This is a genomic window from Nitrosospira multiformis (assembly GCF_900103165.1).
Lineage (GTDB): Bacteria > Pseudomonadota > Gammaproteobacteria > Burkholderiales > Nitrosomonadaceae > Nitrosospira > Nitrosospira multiformis_D.
In genome coordinates, this window is sequence record NZ_FNKY01000001.1 from 491461 (window position 1) to 507406 (window position 15946).

The following is a 15946-nucleotide window of genomic DNA, read 5'->3' on the forward strand; positions in this document are numbered from 1 at the left end:
TCGTAAAGAATTTCTTTGCTATTTGATTCTCACCTTTTGGGTGAGCCTGCTACGGGGCGGATTTAGGATAATATGAACAACGGTAAAACCGAATTCGCGCAGATCAAATCCTCATTTTCACAGTCGGAAGTGTTCCCCCAAATACACTTTTCTTACATCTTCATTATAGATGATTTCATCAGGCTTACCGCTCGCCAGCACCATACCGTCACTGATGATGTAGGCGCGGTCACAAATCCCTAGTGTTTCCCTGACGTTATGATCGGTAATGAGAACACCGATGTCGCGTTCTTTGAGGAACTGGATAATTTTCTGGATATCCAGCACGGCAATGGGATCCACCCCGGCAAATGGCTCATCCAGCAGAATGAACCGTGGCTGCGTCGCGAGCGCCCGGGCAATTTCCACACGGCGGCGCTCACCGCCGGACAAACTGATACCCTGGCTGGTACGGATATGGCTGATGTGCAGATCATGCAACAGATCATCCAGACGCTGCTGCATTTCATCGGCTGTGTAACTCTTCAATTCCAGCACCGCGCGAATATTGTCAGCCACGGAAAGCCGCCTGAAGATTGAGGCCTCCTGCGGCAGATAGCTCAAGCCCAGGCGTGCCCGCTGATGAATCGGCAGCTGAGTCAAATCGCGCTCGTCCAAGTATATGCCACCGCCGTCCAGCGGCACCAATCCAACCATCATGTAAAAACAAGTGGTTTTTCCGGCACCATTAGGCCCCAGCAGACCGACTACTTCGCCGCTGTTGACGGAAAGCGACACATCCTGCACAACTGTGCGAGATTTGTAACGCTTTCTTAGATTACCCGCTCTTAACTCACTCATTTCGGGGGCGGCATTGCGACGCTACGGACTCTCATCCTTCGGTTTTTGCTCCTTTTTCTTCGGCTGAATTACTGCCCGCACTCGTCCGTCAGTATTTGTTTGAGTGCTGCTCACCTCATTGGTGTTGCTCGTAACCTGAAAAAATTCATTGATAGCATCGTAGGCAATATAATCTCCATGAACTTCATCGTGCCCTCTTTTCAATCTTGCTTTCTTGAAGAGCTGGACCTTGTCGGCCTTGCTGTCGTATTCCATACGTTCGCTCCAGCCTTCGATATAATCATCCGCGCCATCGCGCTTCTGCCGAAAGCTGGCGAGATTACCGAAAGCGGTAGCATGTTGAAAACCGTTGGCATCTTCTTTCACGGTCATCTTGTCAGCACGGATGACCAGCGTGCCCTGTGTGAATACCACGTTGCCGGTAAATGTGGCAAGTTTGTTGGCATCCTGCACGGTGGCCTTATCGGCTTCCAGATGGATGGGTTTATCGCGATCCGCGCGCTCGGCCAATACCGGTCGCGTAAATAGCAGGGCTGCCATGGCCAAAAAAAACATGACGAAGAATGATTTCATACCCGTCTCACGAATATGCTCATGGATAACGGGAAATACGTGTAATGCGCCTGACGCACCGCACTAGCGCGCTTTGGCATGAACAACTCTGACCTGTGATAATAACTGGGTAACCTGGGTACGGTTACTGACTTCCATACCGACCGCGTTGATGACCGCATTCGCTTCGGTGATAACCACAGGCCTGTCGGTTTTGGCAATGCCGTCATCAGGAAGGAGATGCAAAAAGCTGGTAGTCATGACCGTCTCCTTTCGGCCTTTACCCCCGCCCCGCAGTACCTTGACGTTACCCGTTAGATAGACATCTTCGCCGTTGGCGGTCATTTTCGCCTGGTCCGCATCCACCCGCATCACCGGTTTACCGGGCTCGGTATTGATGAAGCGGGGTTGTTCCAGATCAGTGGTATCGTCGTCCGGATAATGCAGCATTCTTTTTGCGGAAAGCAAGTGACGCGTAACGCCATCACGGTCCATGCGCACCGCGGAGAAATTTTCTATCATGTAGTCAGGTGCGGCGACACGCGACCCATCGGCCTGGACCGGAGAGGGCGCTTGTGCCGACTGGTTCAACCAGAACAACAGCGCCGCCAGCAAGGTAGCCAGGAGGAGCAGAAATCCGGAAAGCATCCAGCTGGTCATTTAAGGTACGTTGCCAATTGGGCATCCAGCGTATCCTGCGCCTGCATTATCATTTCGCAGATCTCCCGCACCGCGCCGCGCCCGCCTTCGAGACAAGTCACATAATGCGCGTGCCTTTTCACCAGCGCGGGTGCGGCCGGCACACAAATAGCCAGACCGCAGCGCAGCATTACCGGTAAATCTATCAGGTCATCACCCACATAGGCACAGGCGGAAGCGTCCAGTTCCAGTTTCTGCAATAGCGCTTCGAATGCGGGCAGCTTGACTTTCGCGCCCTGATAAACGAGCGTAATGCCCCAGTCTTTCGCTTTCAAAGCGACGCAGCGGGATTCCCTACCCGTGATAAGAGCAATATTGATTCCACTTGCCTTGAGCATTTTTATGCCGTGACCGTCGTGACTATTAAACGCCTTCATTTCCTCACCGCTATCCGTAAGATAGAGACTTCCATCGGTAAGTACTCCGTCCACGTCGAAGACAACTGCGCGGATTTTTTTCGCTCTTTCCAGTATATGTTGCATCGATATTCCAACGGCAAGTTGCCAGAGGGGGTCTGAAGGCTAGCCAGGCAACTCTGAATAAATCCCGTGGAGCGCATTGTCGGCACAGGCAAACCCAGCATGCGCCTGGGAGCATTCTGACGATCGTGATACCACCCCCACGAGACCCGATGCGGGCCCCGCCAGGGCAGCCATTTATAAATACTCCATTAATTACGGAAATAGGCCACGGACTTATTCAAAGTTCCTGACCTCCGTCCCATCAATTTTTAGGCAATGGAAATACCACCGACTCAACCACGCCGCTGAGTTCCTCTACCACCACTTCCCTGCCAGCCTGTCCGGCTCCAATCTGTCTGAGGCGCGATATGACTTCCTGCACGAGCACTTCCGGTGCGGAAGCGCCAGCGGTAATACCGATCCGGTCCTTCTCCTCCAGCCAGCTTTCCTGCAATTGCTCGGCACGATCTATCATAAACGCATCCACACCGGCGTTTCGTGCGACCTCACACAGCCGATTGGAGTTGGAACTGTTGGGGGAACCCACGACAATCACCAGATCGCACTGCTTTACCATCATTTTGACCGCATCCTGGCGATTTTGCGTGGCATAGCAAATATCGTCCTTTTTCGGTCCGGTGATTTTTGGAAAGCGCTTCTTCAATGCCTTGATCACCCGCGTTGCATCATCCACCGACAGCGTGGTCTGGGTGACATAGGCCAGATGAGTCGGGTCTTTAACTTGCAAATTGTCGACGTCCTCTTCTGTTTCCACCAGATACATGCAAGGACCGTCCCCTTCAGCCTGGCCCATGGTGCCCTCCACCTCCGGATGACCCTGGTGGCCGATCATGATGATTTCCCTGCCCTGCTCGCGCATCTTTGCCACTTCAATATGAACTTTGGTCACGAGCGGACAGGTAGCATCGAATACCTTGAACTGTTGCGCCTGGGCTTCTCGCCGCACTTCATGGGAAACGCCATGCGCACTAAAAATCAGGATGCTGCCGACAGGCACTTCATCAAGATTCTCAACAAATACCGCTCCTTTTTTTTCCAGATTTTCCACCACGAAACGGTTATGCACCACCTCGTGACGCACGTAAATCGGTGCACCATGCATGGCCAGCGCCCGCTCGACAATCTCAATAGCGCGATCCACACCAGCGCAAAAACCTCTGGGATTTGCAAGCAATACTTTAATCATTGGTCGTTCTCCATAAAAACTATTTTCATTGAGCGCCGATAATGTGTGTTCCAACGCGCACTCCTTCGCACATGTAATAGTGTACCTTTAATCCATAACAAAGCCGATGAATCATTATACTAGCTGCCTGCCGGACTTGAAAAAAATCGGCTGCAAAAGTGCCGCTTTTTTCGCTTCAATGTCGAGTTGGACGGTCTGCCTGCTGCCGATTAATACTGAATCCGGTAGCTGGATTAGGAGAAGCGTGTGGTTTTTGGGGCCAGAACTGTGCAATTCACCTTGTAGTGAGCTCATCCGACAGATGAAGCCGGTGGCAAAAACTCCGGGTTACACGGAGTTTCTTAGCCTGAGCGGACTGCCTCCAACTGCGCGCATACTTTTTGCGCCGCTTGCAAAATGCGTGGCGTCTGGCGATGCAGGAGATCAGGGTGCACAAAAAATAAATGATTGTTTCTGACCGCGCTGATGGTTGACAAGCGCTCTCTGATCCCGGTTTCGGCGAATTCGAGCGATAGGCTGCTGATAACGGCCTGAGGATCGGCTTCCAGCAAGTTTTCCGCGGATATCACCGGCGTTAGGGAAGCTGCGGAAGCGAACACATTGATGCCGCCGCAAATATCGATGATATCGCTGATAATATGATGACCATTTACCGTCATGAATGGCTGATGCCAGATCAACTGAAATACCCTGACCGGCTGACGGCCGCTATAAGTGCGTTTGATTTGCCGCAACTCCGCTTCGTAAACCCTCGCCGCTGATTCCGCCTGTATTGAGGTTTCTGCCAGCGCGCCGATTATTCGCAATAAACGGGGCACATCTTCCAGTCTGGTGGCTTCCGTGGCAAAAACAGTCAGCCCCAGTTTCTCAAGTTTCTCAATATCGGAAATGGAGTTGCCGCTACGCCATGCAACCACCAGATCAGGCTTGAGTGCAATAATTCTTTCCAGATCAAGACTGGATGAATCCCCAACGTCTGAAATGGATTTAGCCGCCTCCGGATAATCGCTGTAACGGCTGACGCCCACAAGCTTGCCGCCAGCACCTGCTGCGAATACCAGTTCGGTGATATGGGGAGAGAGCGAGATAATACGTGTAGCAAAATGATTCAGGCGGATATCGCGTCCACGATCGTCGGTCAGCTTAATCGGCAAAATAAGCGGCCCATTTACCGGCGAAGTCTTGCGCGTCACATCCACAGCAGCACTGATGGAAATCCACGGCAATATAAGCAGCAGCGCTAAAACACCATATCTCATATTGTTGAGGGTATATTTAACGCGGATATCCAGCAATATTCACGGGGAATTTAGAAATGGCGCCTCGCATGTAGCATGTAGCGAACCCGGAAATTCGAAATTCCATGCGGGGCGAGCGTGCAACCGGCGAACCCGTTGCGATAAAGTGGATTGCGGAGATGTCTTACGGGCGCGACGATACTGATTACGATTCCGCTTCCTGATAACGTCTGGCCAGGGCCACGCGTTGTTCGTAAGCGGCGCGTGCGATGCGGACATCCTCCAGAAAAAGCGGCAACTCTTTGATCAGTAGCGCCTGCGGCCCATCCACGAGCGCCTTATTCGGTACCGGGTGAAAATCCACCAGTACCATGTTGGCACCCGCTATCACACCTTGGGCGGTAACATGCATGATATCCAGGATGCCTTCTGGCGAAGGCGCGCGCAGGCCAACCGAATGCGAAGGATCAATGCAAACGGGCATGCGCGTCAGGCGTTTGACCACCGGCACATGAGCGAAATCCACAAAATTGCGGTGGGGATCCGCCATGTTGGTTTTCATGCCGCGCAATCCAAACACGACTTTACGATTACCCTCGGAAGCCAGATATTCCGCGGCATTGAGCGATTCATCCAGGGTAATGCCGAAGCCACGCTTGATCAATACAGGAAAGTCCTGCTGACGTCCGACAATCTTCAGCAGTTCAAAATTTTGTGTATTGCGTGTACCGATCTGGAGCATGACGCCGGTCGCATTGCCGGTCCGGAAGAGCGCGTCACGAATTTCTTCCACATGGGACTCATGGGTGATTTCCATGGCGATCACCTTGATGCCATATTTCCCGGCGAGCTCGAATACGTAAGGGAGACATGCCTTGCCGTGCCCCTGAAACGAATACGGGCTGGTGCGCGGCTTATAGGCGCCCATACGAGTGCACACCTGCCCATTGTCGCGTAGCGCCAACATCATTAATTCGACATGCTCCAGGGTATCCACCGCACACAACCCGGCGAATACATTCAGCGTATCCTGGCCAAAGCGCACGCCGTTATAGTCGAAGTAGGTAGGTCTGTGATCGTCCTTGTGCCGGCCGAGAACACGATACTCCTCCGAAATCCGGACAACCTGCTCGACACATGGCAGGCTTCGCATATCCTCAACAGGCAACGCCTTGGTATTGCCAATCAAATATACTTCGGTCAGCGTCTGCTCGACGCCAACTTCGCTATGCACGCGCGTGGAGATACCCGGCAAATTAGCCAGGTGCACCATTAACTGCCTGTACTCGGAACTGTCAGCCCGGGTATCCGGGCTCAGGACAAGAATCATGAGATAGTATCGGGAGTTGACAAGCCAGCGCGGGAAGCGCAGTGGCAAAAATGGAATTCTAACCGAAAAAACCGGCGCTTGCCATGCAATCGAATATGGCGTTTAATCCCAGATGTGTCAGTTGAACGGGGTGGAGTGTGCGGTCAACTACCGGATTCTGGTTAGTGCTTTCCCATGCGGTATTTGTATGGATTTTGAAGTTTGTTCCGGCTTCCCTGCGAACCCATGACATCTAAATCAACCCCACCGGACAACGCCAGGCTGGATCGTGTTGTCGCCGAAGCCCGGCACAACCGGGAACAACGCAACACAACCTATCGCGAACAGGCACTCAGGATTTATCCCTGGATCTGCGGGCGATGTGCACGTGAGTTTACTCACGTGAACCTCCAGTTGTTGACGGTACATCACCGGGATCACAATCACGACAACAATCCGGCTGATGGCAGCAATTGGGAATTACTGTGCGTGTACTGTCATGAAAACGAGCATTCCCGATACCTGGATAGCACCGGCGGTGGTGGTTTACCGGGTAGTAAAGAGGAAACCCACGCCACGCATAATCCCTTTGCAAATCTCAAAACCTTGCTCAAAAATAAAGAGTAAGCAAGCGATCAAAATAAATCCCGGTCAAATCTGGCGCTTCATCGATCCATGACAGAGCAAAGTTCAGAATTTCAAAACCAGGATTTCGCATCCTTTCCGCCTGCCATTGTTCTAATGGGGCCCACCGCAAGCGGCAAAAGTGGCATCGCGCTGGAAATCGCCAGAAATCTGCCGGTGGAAATCGTTAGCGTGGATTCGGCCCAAGTCTATCGTCATATGGATATTGGTACCGCCAAACCCGATACACAATCCATGGCGGCGGTGCCACACCATCTCATCAATCTGATCGAACCGCACGAGCGATATTCCGCCGCGCAATTTGTGAGTGATGCGCTTGTCGCAATGCGCGAGATCACGGAGCGAGGGAATATTCCGCTGTTGGCGGGCGGTACGATGCTTTATTTCCGAGCACTGCTGGAGGGACTTTCCGAACTTCCTTCCGCGGACGCCAGCCTACGCATGCTGATTGAAACCAGGGCTCAAGAGTCTGGCTGGCCGGCGCTGCATAATGAACTACTGCAGCTTGACCCGGTCAGCGCGGCACGCATTCAACCCACCGACAGCCAGCGCATCCAGCGCGCCCTGGAGGTGTGTTATCTCGCCGGCAAACCCATGTCGGAAATTCTGAAAAAACCCAGACATTCTAATCTTCCTTACCATGTGATTCGCGTCACCCTGGCTCCCGGTGATCGTGAGGTATTGCATCAGCGCATCGCGCAGCGCTTCGAAAAAATGCTTGAACTGGGATTGATCGATGAGGTTCGTGCAATCCGTGATAAATTCTGTCTGAACGACAAAAGCCCTTCGATGCGCTGCGTCGGCTACCGGCAGGTGTGGATGTATCTGGACAATGAAATCAGCCTGGGCAAAATGCGTGATATGGCGCTTGCCGCCACGCGCCAGCTCGCAAAACGGCAACTCACCTGGCTGCGCCCCATGGAAGGTGTAAAGAAATTCGATTGCCTGATGGAAAATTTGCCGGAGCATGTATGGAAATATCTGCGTAGCACTGGTTTGAAAGCGGCGTTGGTTTCATAATCGTGGCTTATCAGTAAAGGGTCGATTTGATCGTCGATTTTTTGATCAACTCCAGTTGGGAGAAAAAAATATGAATGATAAATTTAAATGGATGGTTTTTACCGGAACGCTTATCGGTGCCCTCTTCATCACCGGCTGCACGAAGCATGAAGACAAGGTGCACGACTCCTGGGTAACCCCCCCGGCGGGGCCGGTCATCGACGATACCGCCCTTACCGCCAACATACGATCAGCATTGCGCGCCGATCCGAATGTCAAAAATCTGGATGTAAAAATCGAGGCGCGCAACGGCGAGGTCATGCTGGGTGGTTTGGTGGATAATCAAACCCAGATGGATCGCGTTATCATGCTCGCATGGATGGCGGAGGGCATTAAAAAAGTGGACAATAAAATGAGCTTAAAGAGTGCCGGCGCGGCTGCAAAAGATGGATAGTGTCCGGATTTCCCACAATAATATGATGTGGCTGTCTCAAATCCAAGCGGAAAAATTACCTTGATCTCCTCTGTGCTGCTGGCGCTGCTTGTCGTTCTCGGCGTTATTCTATTTGTCCCGCCGCTGAGGCGTGCGCTCATTTCGAATCGAATGCTGAAATTTTTCCGCAGAATCCTGCCGCAGATTTCGCAGACAGAACAGGAGGCACTGGATGCGGGAACCGTATGGTGGGACGGGGATCTGTTCAGCGGCAAGCCGGACTGGAACAAGCTGCTGGCCTACCCCAAGCCGAAACTGAGCGCGGAAGAAAAGAGCTTTCTCGCCGGCCCAGTTGAACAATTGTGCGCGATGCTGGATGAATGGCACATTACGCGCGAGCTGCACGATCTGCCTCCCCATGTTTGGCAATTCATCAAGGACAATGGTTTTTTCGGCATGATTATCCCCAGGCAATATGGGGGCCATGGCTTTTCTGCGCTGGCACATTCCGAAGTGGTGATGAAGATCAGCTCGCGCAGCGGCACCGCGGCGGTATCGGTAATGGTGCCAAATTCGCTGGGGCCGGCGGAACTGCTGTTGCACTACGGCACGGAGGAACAAAAAGATTACTATCTCCCGCGTCTGGCGAAAGGGAAGGAAGTCCCCTGTTTCGCTCTGACCGGACCGGATGCGGGGTCGGATGCGGGTTCTATTCCTGATTTTGGCATCGTCTGCCATGGCGAATTCAACGGCGATGAGAATGTGCTGGGCATGCGGGTCACCTGGGAAAAACGCTACATTACCCTGGGCCCGGTGGCGACTCTCCTCGGACTTGCATTCAAGCTGCATGACCCGGATGGGCTACTTGGTGATGAAAAAGATCTTGGTATCACGCTCGCGCTGATCCCCACCCATACACCGGGTGTCAATATCGGACGCCGCCACTTCCCGCTCGATGCCGCTTTTCAAAATGGCCCCAATTCCGGCAAGGATGTGTTCATCCCGATGGATTGGGTAATTGGCGGGCGCGACGGAATAGGGTGCGGCTGGCGCATGCTGATGAACTGCCTTGCGGCCGGACGATCGATTTCCCTGCCGGCCACCAGCACCGGCGCAGCCAAACTGGCGGCGCGCACCAGCGGCGCGTATAGCAGAGTGCGCGTGCAATTCAAAATGCCCATCGGGCGCTTTGAAGGCGTGGAGGAGGCGCTGGCGCGTATCGGCGGCAATACTTACATGATGGACGCGGCGCGTGTGATGACGGTGGGCGCGGTGGATCTTGGCGAGAAACCCTCGGTCATCTCGGCCATTGTCAAATATCATCTCACCGAACGCGGACGCCAGGTCATCAACGATGCGATGGATATTCATGGTGGCAAGGGTATCTGCATGGGGCCCAGCAACTACCTGGGACGCAATTATCAGCATATTCCCGTCAGCATCACGGTAGAAGGCGCCAACATCCTGACTCGCAGCATGATTATCTTCGGTCAGGGTGCGATACGCTGCCACCCTTATGTGTTAAGGGAAATTCGCGCGGCGAACGACAGCAATGCGGCGCGCGCCTCGGTGGAATTCGATCGCGCATTGATGGGGCACATTGTTTTCAGTATCGGCAATGGTATGCGTTCCCTGCTGCATGGACTCACCGGCGGCTATCTTGCGAGCGCTCCCGGCAGCGTGGGTCCCGAGGTACAAGGTTACTATAGCCAACTAACACGTTTCTCTGCTGCTTTCGCGCTGCTCGCCGACATATCCCTGCTTGTTTTGGGAGGATCACTGAAACGCAGGGAAAGATTGTCCGCTCGCCTGGGCGATATTCTCAGCATGCTTTATTTATGCTCGGCGACGCTCAAGCGCTTTAAGGACGATGATCGCCCCGCGGCTGATTTACCATTGCTGCATTGGTCGATGCGGGATGCACTTTATCGCATGCAGGAAGCTTTCGATGGCTTGATGGGAAATTTTCCTGGGGGCGCTGTAGGAATGCGGCTGCTTCGGTTTCTTGTATTTCCTTTGGGCAAATCATTCTCGCCGCCATCCGATGAATTGAGTCATAAGGTAGCCAAACTGATGCTCACGCCGGGGGAAGCGCGTGACCGTCTGACCACGGGCATTTACGTGCCGGAATCCGCTGAGGAGCCGCTGGGCATTCTGGAACAGGCACTGCGATGCGCAGTCGTAAGCGAGGCAGTGGAATCCAAGTTGCGCGCAGCCGTCAAAGCGGGCCGGATCCCCGCACAGCGGGAGGAAAAAATCACCGCTGCCCTTAAGCAAAGGGTTATCACCACCAACGAGTTGGAACTGATGGGAAAAATGGAGACCCTGCGCCGGCGTGTCATCATGGTGGACGATTTTCCCGCGGATTTTGGCAGCGAACCGCATGCTGGCCCTGAACCGGCGGAAACGATCCCGGAAATGGCCGCGGAAGTGACCCATGACACGGCAAGCCAGCAGCCTGCCAGGACCCTCGATTAGTTAACAATAAAATACGTGGCGGGGGGAAACGTCTCATGCAAAACAGTCAGCACGACCTGAACATTATTCCGGTGGAAGTAGCCGGGACACTGAACGGTCTGTTCAGTGAGCGAGTCCGCCGATCACCCGAAGGGGTGGCTTACCGGGATTACGACCGGTCAAGCGGCAAATGGCGCGATCTTACCTGGGAACAGATGGATCAGGGTATCCTGCGCTGGCAGGCCGCACTCTCTCAGGAAAATCTTGTGGCCGGCGACCGGGTGGCGGTGATGTTACGAAACTGCCCGGAATGGGTGATGTTCGAACATGCCGCGCTGAGAATGGGGTTGGTGGTCGTGCCTCTTTACACGGCTGATCGCGTGGAAAATGCCGCCTATATTCTGTCCGACGCTGGCGTCAAAGTGTTATTGCTGGAGGAGCTTGCGCAGTGGCGGGCATTTTCCGGCTTGGTCCATCAGGTCGGCGATCTGACGCGCGTCGTGACAATTCAGAGCAGTCCCGAAAAAGTTGACGATCATCGCGTGCTTGCGCTGCATGACTGGCTGCCGGAGCAAGCCGGAGAGATACAGTCCATCAAAGCCGATCCGCATCAACTGGCCACTATCATATACACCTCCGGCACTTCAGGGCGCCCCAAGGGGGTGATGCTGAGCCATCACAATATACTCACGAATGCGTACGGCTGCTCGCAGATTGTGCCGCTATCACGGGGTGATCTGTTGCTCTCATTTCTTCCCCTGTCGCATGCCTATGAACGCACGGGCGGTTATTACGTCCCCATGATGTGTGGGGCCACGGTGGCTTATGCCCGCTCGATTCAGCAGTTGCCGGAGGATCTGCTGATCATTCGTCCCACTATCCTGGTTTCGGTACCCCGAATCTATGAGCGGGTGTACGGCGGAATTCGCGCCAAACTCGCGGAAGGGTCCGCCGTCAGCCGTAAACTGTTTAACTTGACGGTTGACATCGGTTTCAGCCGCTTTGAATATCAGCAGCGGCGGGATTCCTGGCATCTTTCTCACCTGTTATGGCCGTTGCTGGACAGCCTGGTGGCAAAGAAGGTGATGGCCAAACTAGGCGGGCGGCTTCGCGGGGCAATGACTGGCGGGGCGGCGTTATCGACTGACGTTTCGCGGATATTTATCGGTTTGGGACTGCCGCTGCTGCAAGGCTACGGCATGACCGAAAGCAGCCCCGTGGTATGCAGCAACACCTTTGACAACAACGTCCCGGGAACCGTGGGGCGGCCCATTCCGGGTGTGGAAGTGAAGCTTGGCGAGAATAATGCGCTGCTGATTCACGGACCCAATGTAATGCTCGGTTACTGGAATGATCCGGAAGCCACCAAGGCGGTGCTGACACCTGATGGCTGGCTGAACTCCGGTGACATCGCACGCATTGATGAAAACGGCGGGATAACGATCACCGGACGCCTGAAGGAAATCATCGTCATGTCCACCGGTGAGAAAGTCCCGCCAGCGGATATGGAAGCCGCGATTCTGCGCGATCCATTATTCGAGCAGGTGATGCTGATCGGTGAAGGACGCTCATACTTAAGCGCACTAGTGGTTCTGAATTCCGGCCACTGGGAAGGCCTGTCAGGACAATATCACCTTGATCGTGACTGGCGTAACCTGGCGCAAGACCAGAAACTTGAGGAAATCCTGCTGGAAAAAATCACCCGTCAGATAAGCGAGTTTCCAGGCTATGCCAAGGTATACCGCGTGGCGCTGGCGCAAGAGCCATGGACCATCGAGAACGGCATGCTCACGCCAACCTTGAAACTGCGGCGGGGACGGGTCCTTGATCGCTATAAGGCCGAAGTGGGCAGACTTTATGAAGGGCATTAAGTCCACTAAGGAACGGTGACAGGACAAAGATGAGTCATAGCCCGGAAATCCACACCCCGCTGCCGGAAGGCCGCGACCCTATTCTGCGTCTGGTGCCAATGCCCACCGACACCAACTATGCGGGCGACGTATTCGGCGGCTGGATCATGGCACAGGTGGACATTGCGGGCAGTCTACCGGCAATCCGTCGCGCCCGCGGACGCGTAGCCACGGTGGCGGTAAATTCATTTGTTTTCAAGCAGCCGGTATTCGTCGGCGATGTGGTGAGCTTTTATGCCAGCATCGTCAAGATCGGGCGCACTTCCATCACGGTGGATGTTGCAGTCTATGCCCAGCGCGGGCTGCGTCAAGGTAGCGACGAAATATGCATCAAGGTCACGGAGGCGGTTTTGACTTATGTAGCAGTGGATGAGAATCGAAGACCACGAGTTGTTCCACAGGAATGACAGGTCCCTCAAAAAATTCAAAGTTATATACAAGCTCATTAACCAACTCATTAGCCAACTGGTAGCGCTTACAAAAAATATCTACACAGCATATATCCTATGCAGGAAGCATTCGAGTTTGGCAATCGGGGAGCAACAAGGTATTGTGACGAAATCTGGATTTTTGCCTGATGTAAAAAATGAATCAAACTGGAGGCGAAATTGACTAACGGTAAATTCGTCGTACGCAAGGCCGCTGTTCTGGGAGCCGGGGTGATGGGCGCGCAGATCGCGGCGCATCTGATTAATGCCAATGTGGAAACGCTGTTGTTTGAGCTTCCTGCTGAGCAAGGAGACCCCAACGCCAATGTGACCAAAGCGGTGGGGAATCTGCAGAAACAAGAACCCGCACCGCTATCCGTCTCCGCCAGGGCAGCCTTTATCCAGCCCGCCAACTACGGCCAGCATCTTGAATGGCTTCGGGATTGCGATATCGTGATCGAAGCCATCGCCGAGCGCATGGACTGGAAAACCGAGCTGTACAAGAAAATCGCGCCACACCTCGGCGAACACACCATTTTTGCCAGCAACACGTCCGGGCTTTCCATCAACCGGTTGGCACAGGCATTCCCCGAGAACCTGCGTCACCGTTTTTGCGGCATCCATTTTTTCAATCCGCCGCGCTACATGCACCTGGTGGAGTTGATCGCCTGCGAAGAAAGCAACGCCGCGATGCTTGATGATCTGGAAAAATTTCTGGTCACTTATCTGGGCAAGGGGGTGATTCGCGCAAAGGACACCCCTAATTTCATTGCCAATCGCATAGGGGTATTTTCCACGCTCGCCACCATGCATCATGCCAGCGAATTCGGCCTTGGATTTGACCTGGTGGATGCTTTGACCGGCCCGCTGATCGGACGTCCCAAAAGCGCGACCTTCCGCACCGGCGATGTGGTGGGACTGGATATCCTCGCCCACGTGATCGAAACCATGCGCGACACGCTGCCGAACGATCCGTGGCGCTCCTACTATGCCGTGCCCGACTGGCTGCAAGCCTTGATAAACAGCGGCGCGCTCGGACAGAAAACCAAACGCGGGATATATCAGAAAGTGGGCAAGGAAATCCAAGTGCTCGATCTCGCCACACAGAAATACCGTATTTCCGCAGCAACGGCCGACGACAGCATAAAGGAATTGTTCAAACGTAAAAATTCCGCGGATAAGTTTGCCGCGCTGCGAACAAACCCTGATCCTCAGGCGCAATTCCTGTGGGCCCTGTTTCGTGACCTGTTTCACTATTGCGCTGTCCATCTCGCCGAAATCGCCGACAATGCGCGCGATCTTGATTTCGCCATGCGCTGGGGATTCGGCTGGAATCAGGGACCGTTTGAAATCTGGCAGGCAGCAGGATGGAACGAGATTACAGGGTGGATCAATGAGGATATCGCCGCGGGCAAGAGCATGAGCGCAGCGCCGCTGCCTGACTGGGTCCAGGAAATGGGCCAAGGTGTGAATCAGACCATCAATTCGAGTATACAGGGTGTACACAGGACGCATGGTTCCTATGCGCCGGCCACGAATATCTTCCGCCCGCGTTCAGAATTAGCAGTGTATCGGCGGCAATTGTTTCCGGACCGGCTCCTGAGCGAGGAAGTGCAATACGGCAAAACCATATTCGAGACAGATTCAGTACGAATGTGGCATACCGTTGACAGTGCTGGCGGCGCTGGCGATGACGGAATCGCCATTCTCAGCTTCAAGAGCAAGATGCACACCATCGGCAGCGATGTGCTGGATGGGGTGCAAGAGAGCATCGATGAAGCGGAGCGCAACTGGCGCGCACTGGTAATCTGGCAAACGGAGCCGCCATTTTCGGCGGGCGCCAATTTGCAAAAGGCCACCGAGCGCCTGAAAAGTGGCGAGCCACCCTCCACCCTGAGCGTACTGGCGAAAAAGCTGAGGAAAACTGCGCAGTCCGCAGTGCTCAAAGCGGCACGCAGTCTCAATCTTGCTGATGCCTTGATGGCCGGAAAACTGGCGGAAGTGGAAGCAATGGTGGCGCAATTCCAGCAGACTTCGCAAGATCTCAGATACTCGACGATTCCCACAGTAGCCGCGGTGGATGGGCTCGCCTTGGGAGGCGGCTGCGAATTTGTGATGCACTGCGACCGTGCGGTAGCCACAATGGAAAGCTATATTGGCCTGGTGGAGGCCGGTGTGGGGTTATTGCCGGCCGGGGGCGGCTGCAAAGAGCTCGCTCTGCGGGCATCACAGAATGCAAAAGATGGTGATCCTTTTCCGCTGCTGAAAAACTATTTCCAAAGCGTCGCAACCGCGCAACTGGGAAAAAGTGCTGAGAATGCGAAGGAATTGGGATATCTGCGCTACGCCGACCAGGTGGTGATGAACCGGTTCGAATTGCTTTACGTCGCCAAGACGCAGGCGCTCGCGTTGGCTGAAGCAGGTTATCGTCCTCCGCTGAGAACCCGCAATATTTCCGTGGCAGGTTCAACCGGCATCGCCACCATCAAAGGCATGCTTGTTAACATGCTGGAAGGCAATTTCATTTCCGAACACGATTACCTGATCGGCTGCAAAATCGCTCATGTCATGTGCGGGGGTGAGCTGACACCCGGCAGCCTGGTCGATGAAAACTGGTTTCTGGAACTGGAACGGGCCGCGTTTATAGAGCTGCTGGCCACCGAGAAGACACAAGCACGCGTGGAGCATACGCTGAAGACGGGAAAACCGCTGAGGAATTAGCGGCTATTGAAAAGTATTTCCTGAACACAAATATATCCACTAATCAG

The 15946-nt window shown here is 54.1% G+C and carries 14 protein-coding genes; 7 read left to right on the forward strand and 7 right to left on the reverse strand.

Going from position 1 to position 15946, the window contains the following annotated elements; all coding sequences use genetic code 11:
• Positions 1 to 117: 117 nt before the first annotated feature.
• From lptB to BLR00_RS02295, 7 genes are all read right to left on the reverse strand, one after another.
• Positions 118 to 840, reverse strand: coding sequence for an LPS export ABC transporter ATP-binding protein (gene lptB / locus BLR00_RS02260; protein WP_074630616.1), 723 nt, complete (start codon positions 838 to 840; stop codon positions 118 to 120).
• Positions 841 to 861: 21 nt separating this feature from the next.
• The gene (lptA, locus tag BLR00_RS02265) at positions 862 to 1413 is read right to left on the reverse strand and encodes a lipopolysaccharide transport periplasmic protein LptA (RefSeq protein ID WP_074630617.1); all 552 of its coding nucleotides are present in this window, start codon (positions 1411 to 1413) and stop codon (positions 862 to 864) included.
• A gap of 63 nt (positions 1414 to 1476) precedes the next feature.
• A complete protein-coding gene (gene lptC, locus BLR00_RS02270; protein ID WP_074630618.1) occupies positions 1477 to 2052 on the reverse strand; it encodes an LPS export ABC transporter periplasmic protein LptC in 576 nt (191 codons plus the stop codon).
• On the reverse strand, positions 2049 to 2573 hold the full coding sequence (gene kdsC / locus BLR00_RS02275; protein ID WP_074630619.1) for a 3-deoxy-manno-octulosonate-8-phosphatase KdsC: 525 nt from the start codon (positions 2571 to 2573) through the stop codon (positions 2049 to 2051). Before kdsC ends, lptC begins: the two co-directional genes overlap by 4 nt.
• Before the next feature lie 241 nt (positions 2574 to 2814).
• Positions 2815 to 3759: a 4-hydroxy-3-methylbut-2-enyl diphosphate reductase gene (gene ispH, locus BLR00_RS02280; RefSeq protein ID WP_074630620.1), complete on the reverse strand. Its 945-nt coding sequence runs from the start codon at positions 3757 to 3759 to the stop codon at positions 2815 to 2817.
• 341 nt (positions 3760 to 4100) lie between these two features.
• Positions 4101 to 5018 (reverse strand): cobalamin-binding protein, encoded by a 918-nt coding sequence (locus BLR00_RS02290; RefSeq protein ID WP_081346620.1) that lies wholly within the window; start codon positions 5016 to 5018, stop codon positions 4101 to 4103.
• A 184-nt stretch (positions 5019 to 5202) separates the two neighbouring features.
• Positions 5203 to 6327: a 3-deoxy-7-phosphoheptulonate synthase gene (locus tag BLR00_RS02295; RefSeq protein ID WP_074630622.1), complete on the reverse strand. Its 1125-nt coding sequence runs from the start codon at positions 6325 to 6327 to the stop codon at positions 5203 to 5205.
• A 225-nt stretch (positions 6328 to 6552) separates the two neighbouring features.
• Between BLR00_RS02295 and BLR00_RS02300 the strand changes: the two genes are divergently transcribed.
• From BLR00_RS02300 to BLR00_RS02330, 7 genes are all read left to right on the forward strand, one after another.
• A complete protein-coding gene (locus BLR00_RS02300; RefSeq protein WP_074630623.1) occupies positions 6553 to 6933 on the forward strand; it encodes a YajD family HNH nuclease in 381 nt (126 codons plus the stop codon).
• 48 nt (positions 6934 to 6981) lie between these two features.
• Complete coding sequence (miaA, locus tag BLR00_RS02305) at positions 6982 to 7971, forward strand: tRNA (adenosine(37)-N6)-dimethylallyltransferase MiaA (protein WP_074630624.1); 990 nt, start codon at positions 6982 to 6984, stop codon at positions 7969 to 7971.
• A 70-nt stretch (positions 7972 to 8041) separates the two neighbouring features.
• Positions 8042 to 8404, forward strand: coding sequence for a BON domain-containing protein (locus BLR00_RS02310; protein ID WP_074630625.1), 363 nt, complete (start codon positions 8042 to 8044; stop codon positions 8402 to 8404).
• A 60-nt stretch (positions 8405 to 8464) separates the two neighbouring features.
• The gene (locus tag BLR00_RS02315) at positions 8465 to 10861 is read left to right on the forward strand and encodes an acyl-CoA dehydrogenase (protein ID WP_074630626.1); all 2397 of its coding nucleotides are present in this window, start codon (positions 8465 to 8467) and stop codon (positions 10859 to 10861) included.
• Positions 10862 to 10896: 35 nt separating this feature from the next.
• Positions 10897 to 12711 (forward strand): AMP-dependent synthetase/ligase, encoded by a 1815-nt coding sequence (locus BLR00_RS02320; protein WP_074630627.1) that lies wholly within the window; start codon positions 10897 to 10899, stop codon positions 12709 to 12711.
• 29 nt (positions 12712 to 12740) lie between these two features.
• On the forward strand, positions 12741 to 13157 hold the full coding sequence (locus tag BLR00_RS02325; RefSeq protein ID WP_074630628.1) for an acyl-CoA thioesterase: 417 nt from the start codon (positions 12741 to 12743) through the stop codon (positions 13155 to 13157).
• A gap of 201 nt (positions 13158 to 13358) precedes the next feature.
• A complete protein-coding gene (locus BLR00_RS02330; RefSeq protein WP_074630629.1) occupies positions 13359 to 15899 on the forward strand; it encodes a 3-hydroxyacyl-CoA dehydrogenase/enoyl-CoA hydratase family protein in 2541 nt (846 codons plus the stop codon).
• Positions 15900 to 15946: the final 47 nt, after the last annotated feature.

Bases quoted from the DNA above. Each gene is read 5' to 3' on its own strand.
- lptC (WP_074630618.1), bottom strand. From the start codon at position 2,052: ATGACCAGCTGGATGCTTTCCGGATTTCTGCTCCTCCTGGCTACCTTG.
- BLR00_RS02290 (WP_081346620.1), bottom strand. From the start codon at position 5,018: ATGAGATATGGTGTTTTAGCGCTGCTGCTTATATTGCCGTGGATTTCC.
- lptA (WP_074630617.1), bottom strand. From the start codon at position 1,413: ATGAAATCATTCTTCGTCATGTTTTTTTTGGCCATGGCAGCCCTGCTA.
- BLR00_RS02295 (WP_074630622.1), bottom strand. From the start codon at position 6,327: ATGATTCTTGTCCTGAGCCCGGATACCCGGGCTGACAGTTCCGAGTAC.
- BLR00_RS02320 (WP_074630627.1), top strand. From the start codon at position 10,897: ATGCAAAACAGTCAGCACGACCTGAACATTATTCCGGTGGAAGTAGCC.
- BLR00_RS02300 (WP_074630623.1), top strand. From the start codon at position 6,553: ATGACATCTAAATCAACCCCACCGGACAACGCCAGGCTGGATCGTGTT.
- BLR00_RS02310 (WP_074630625.1), top strand. From the start codon at position 8,042: ATGAATGATAAATTTAAATGGATGGTTTTTACCGGAACGCTTATCGGT.
- ispH (WP_074630620.1), bottom strand. From the start codon at position 3,759: ATGATTAAAGTATTGCTTGCAAATCCCAGAGGTTTTTGCGCTGGTGTG.
- kdsC (WP_074630619.1), bottom strand. From the start codon at position 2,573: ATGCAACATATACTGGAAAGAGCGAAAAAAATCCGCGCAGTTGTCTTC.
- miaA (WP_074630624.1), top strand. From the start codon at position 6,982: ATGACAGAGCAAAGTTCAGAATTTCAAAACCAGGATTTCGCATCCTTT.
- BLR00_RS02325 (WP_074630628.1), top strand. From the start codon at position 12,741: ATGAGTCATAGCCCGGAAATCCACACCCCGCTGCCGGAAGGCCGCGAC.
- lptB (WP_074630616.1), bottom strand. From the start codon at position 840: ATGAGTGAGTTAAGAGCGGGTAATCTAAGAAAGCGTTACAAATCTCGC.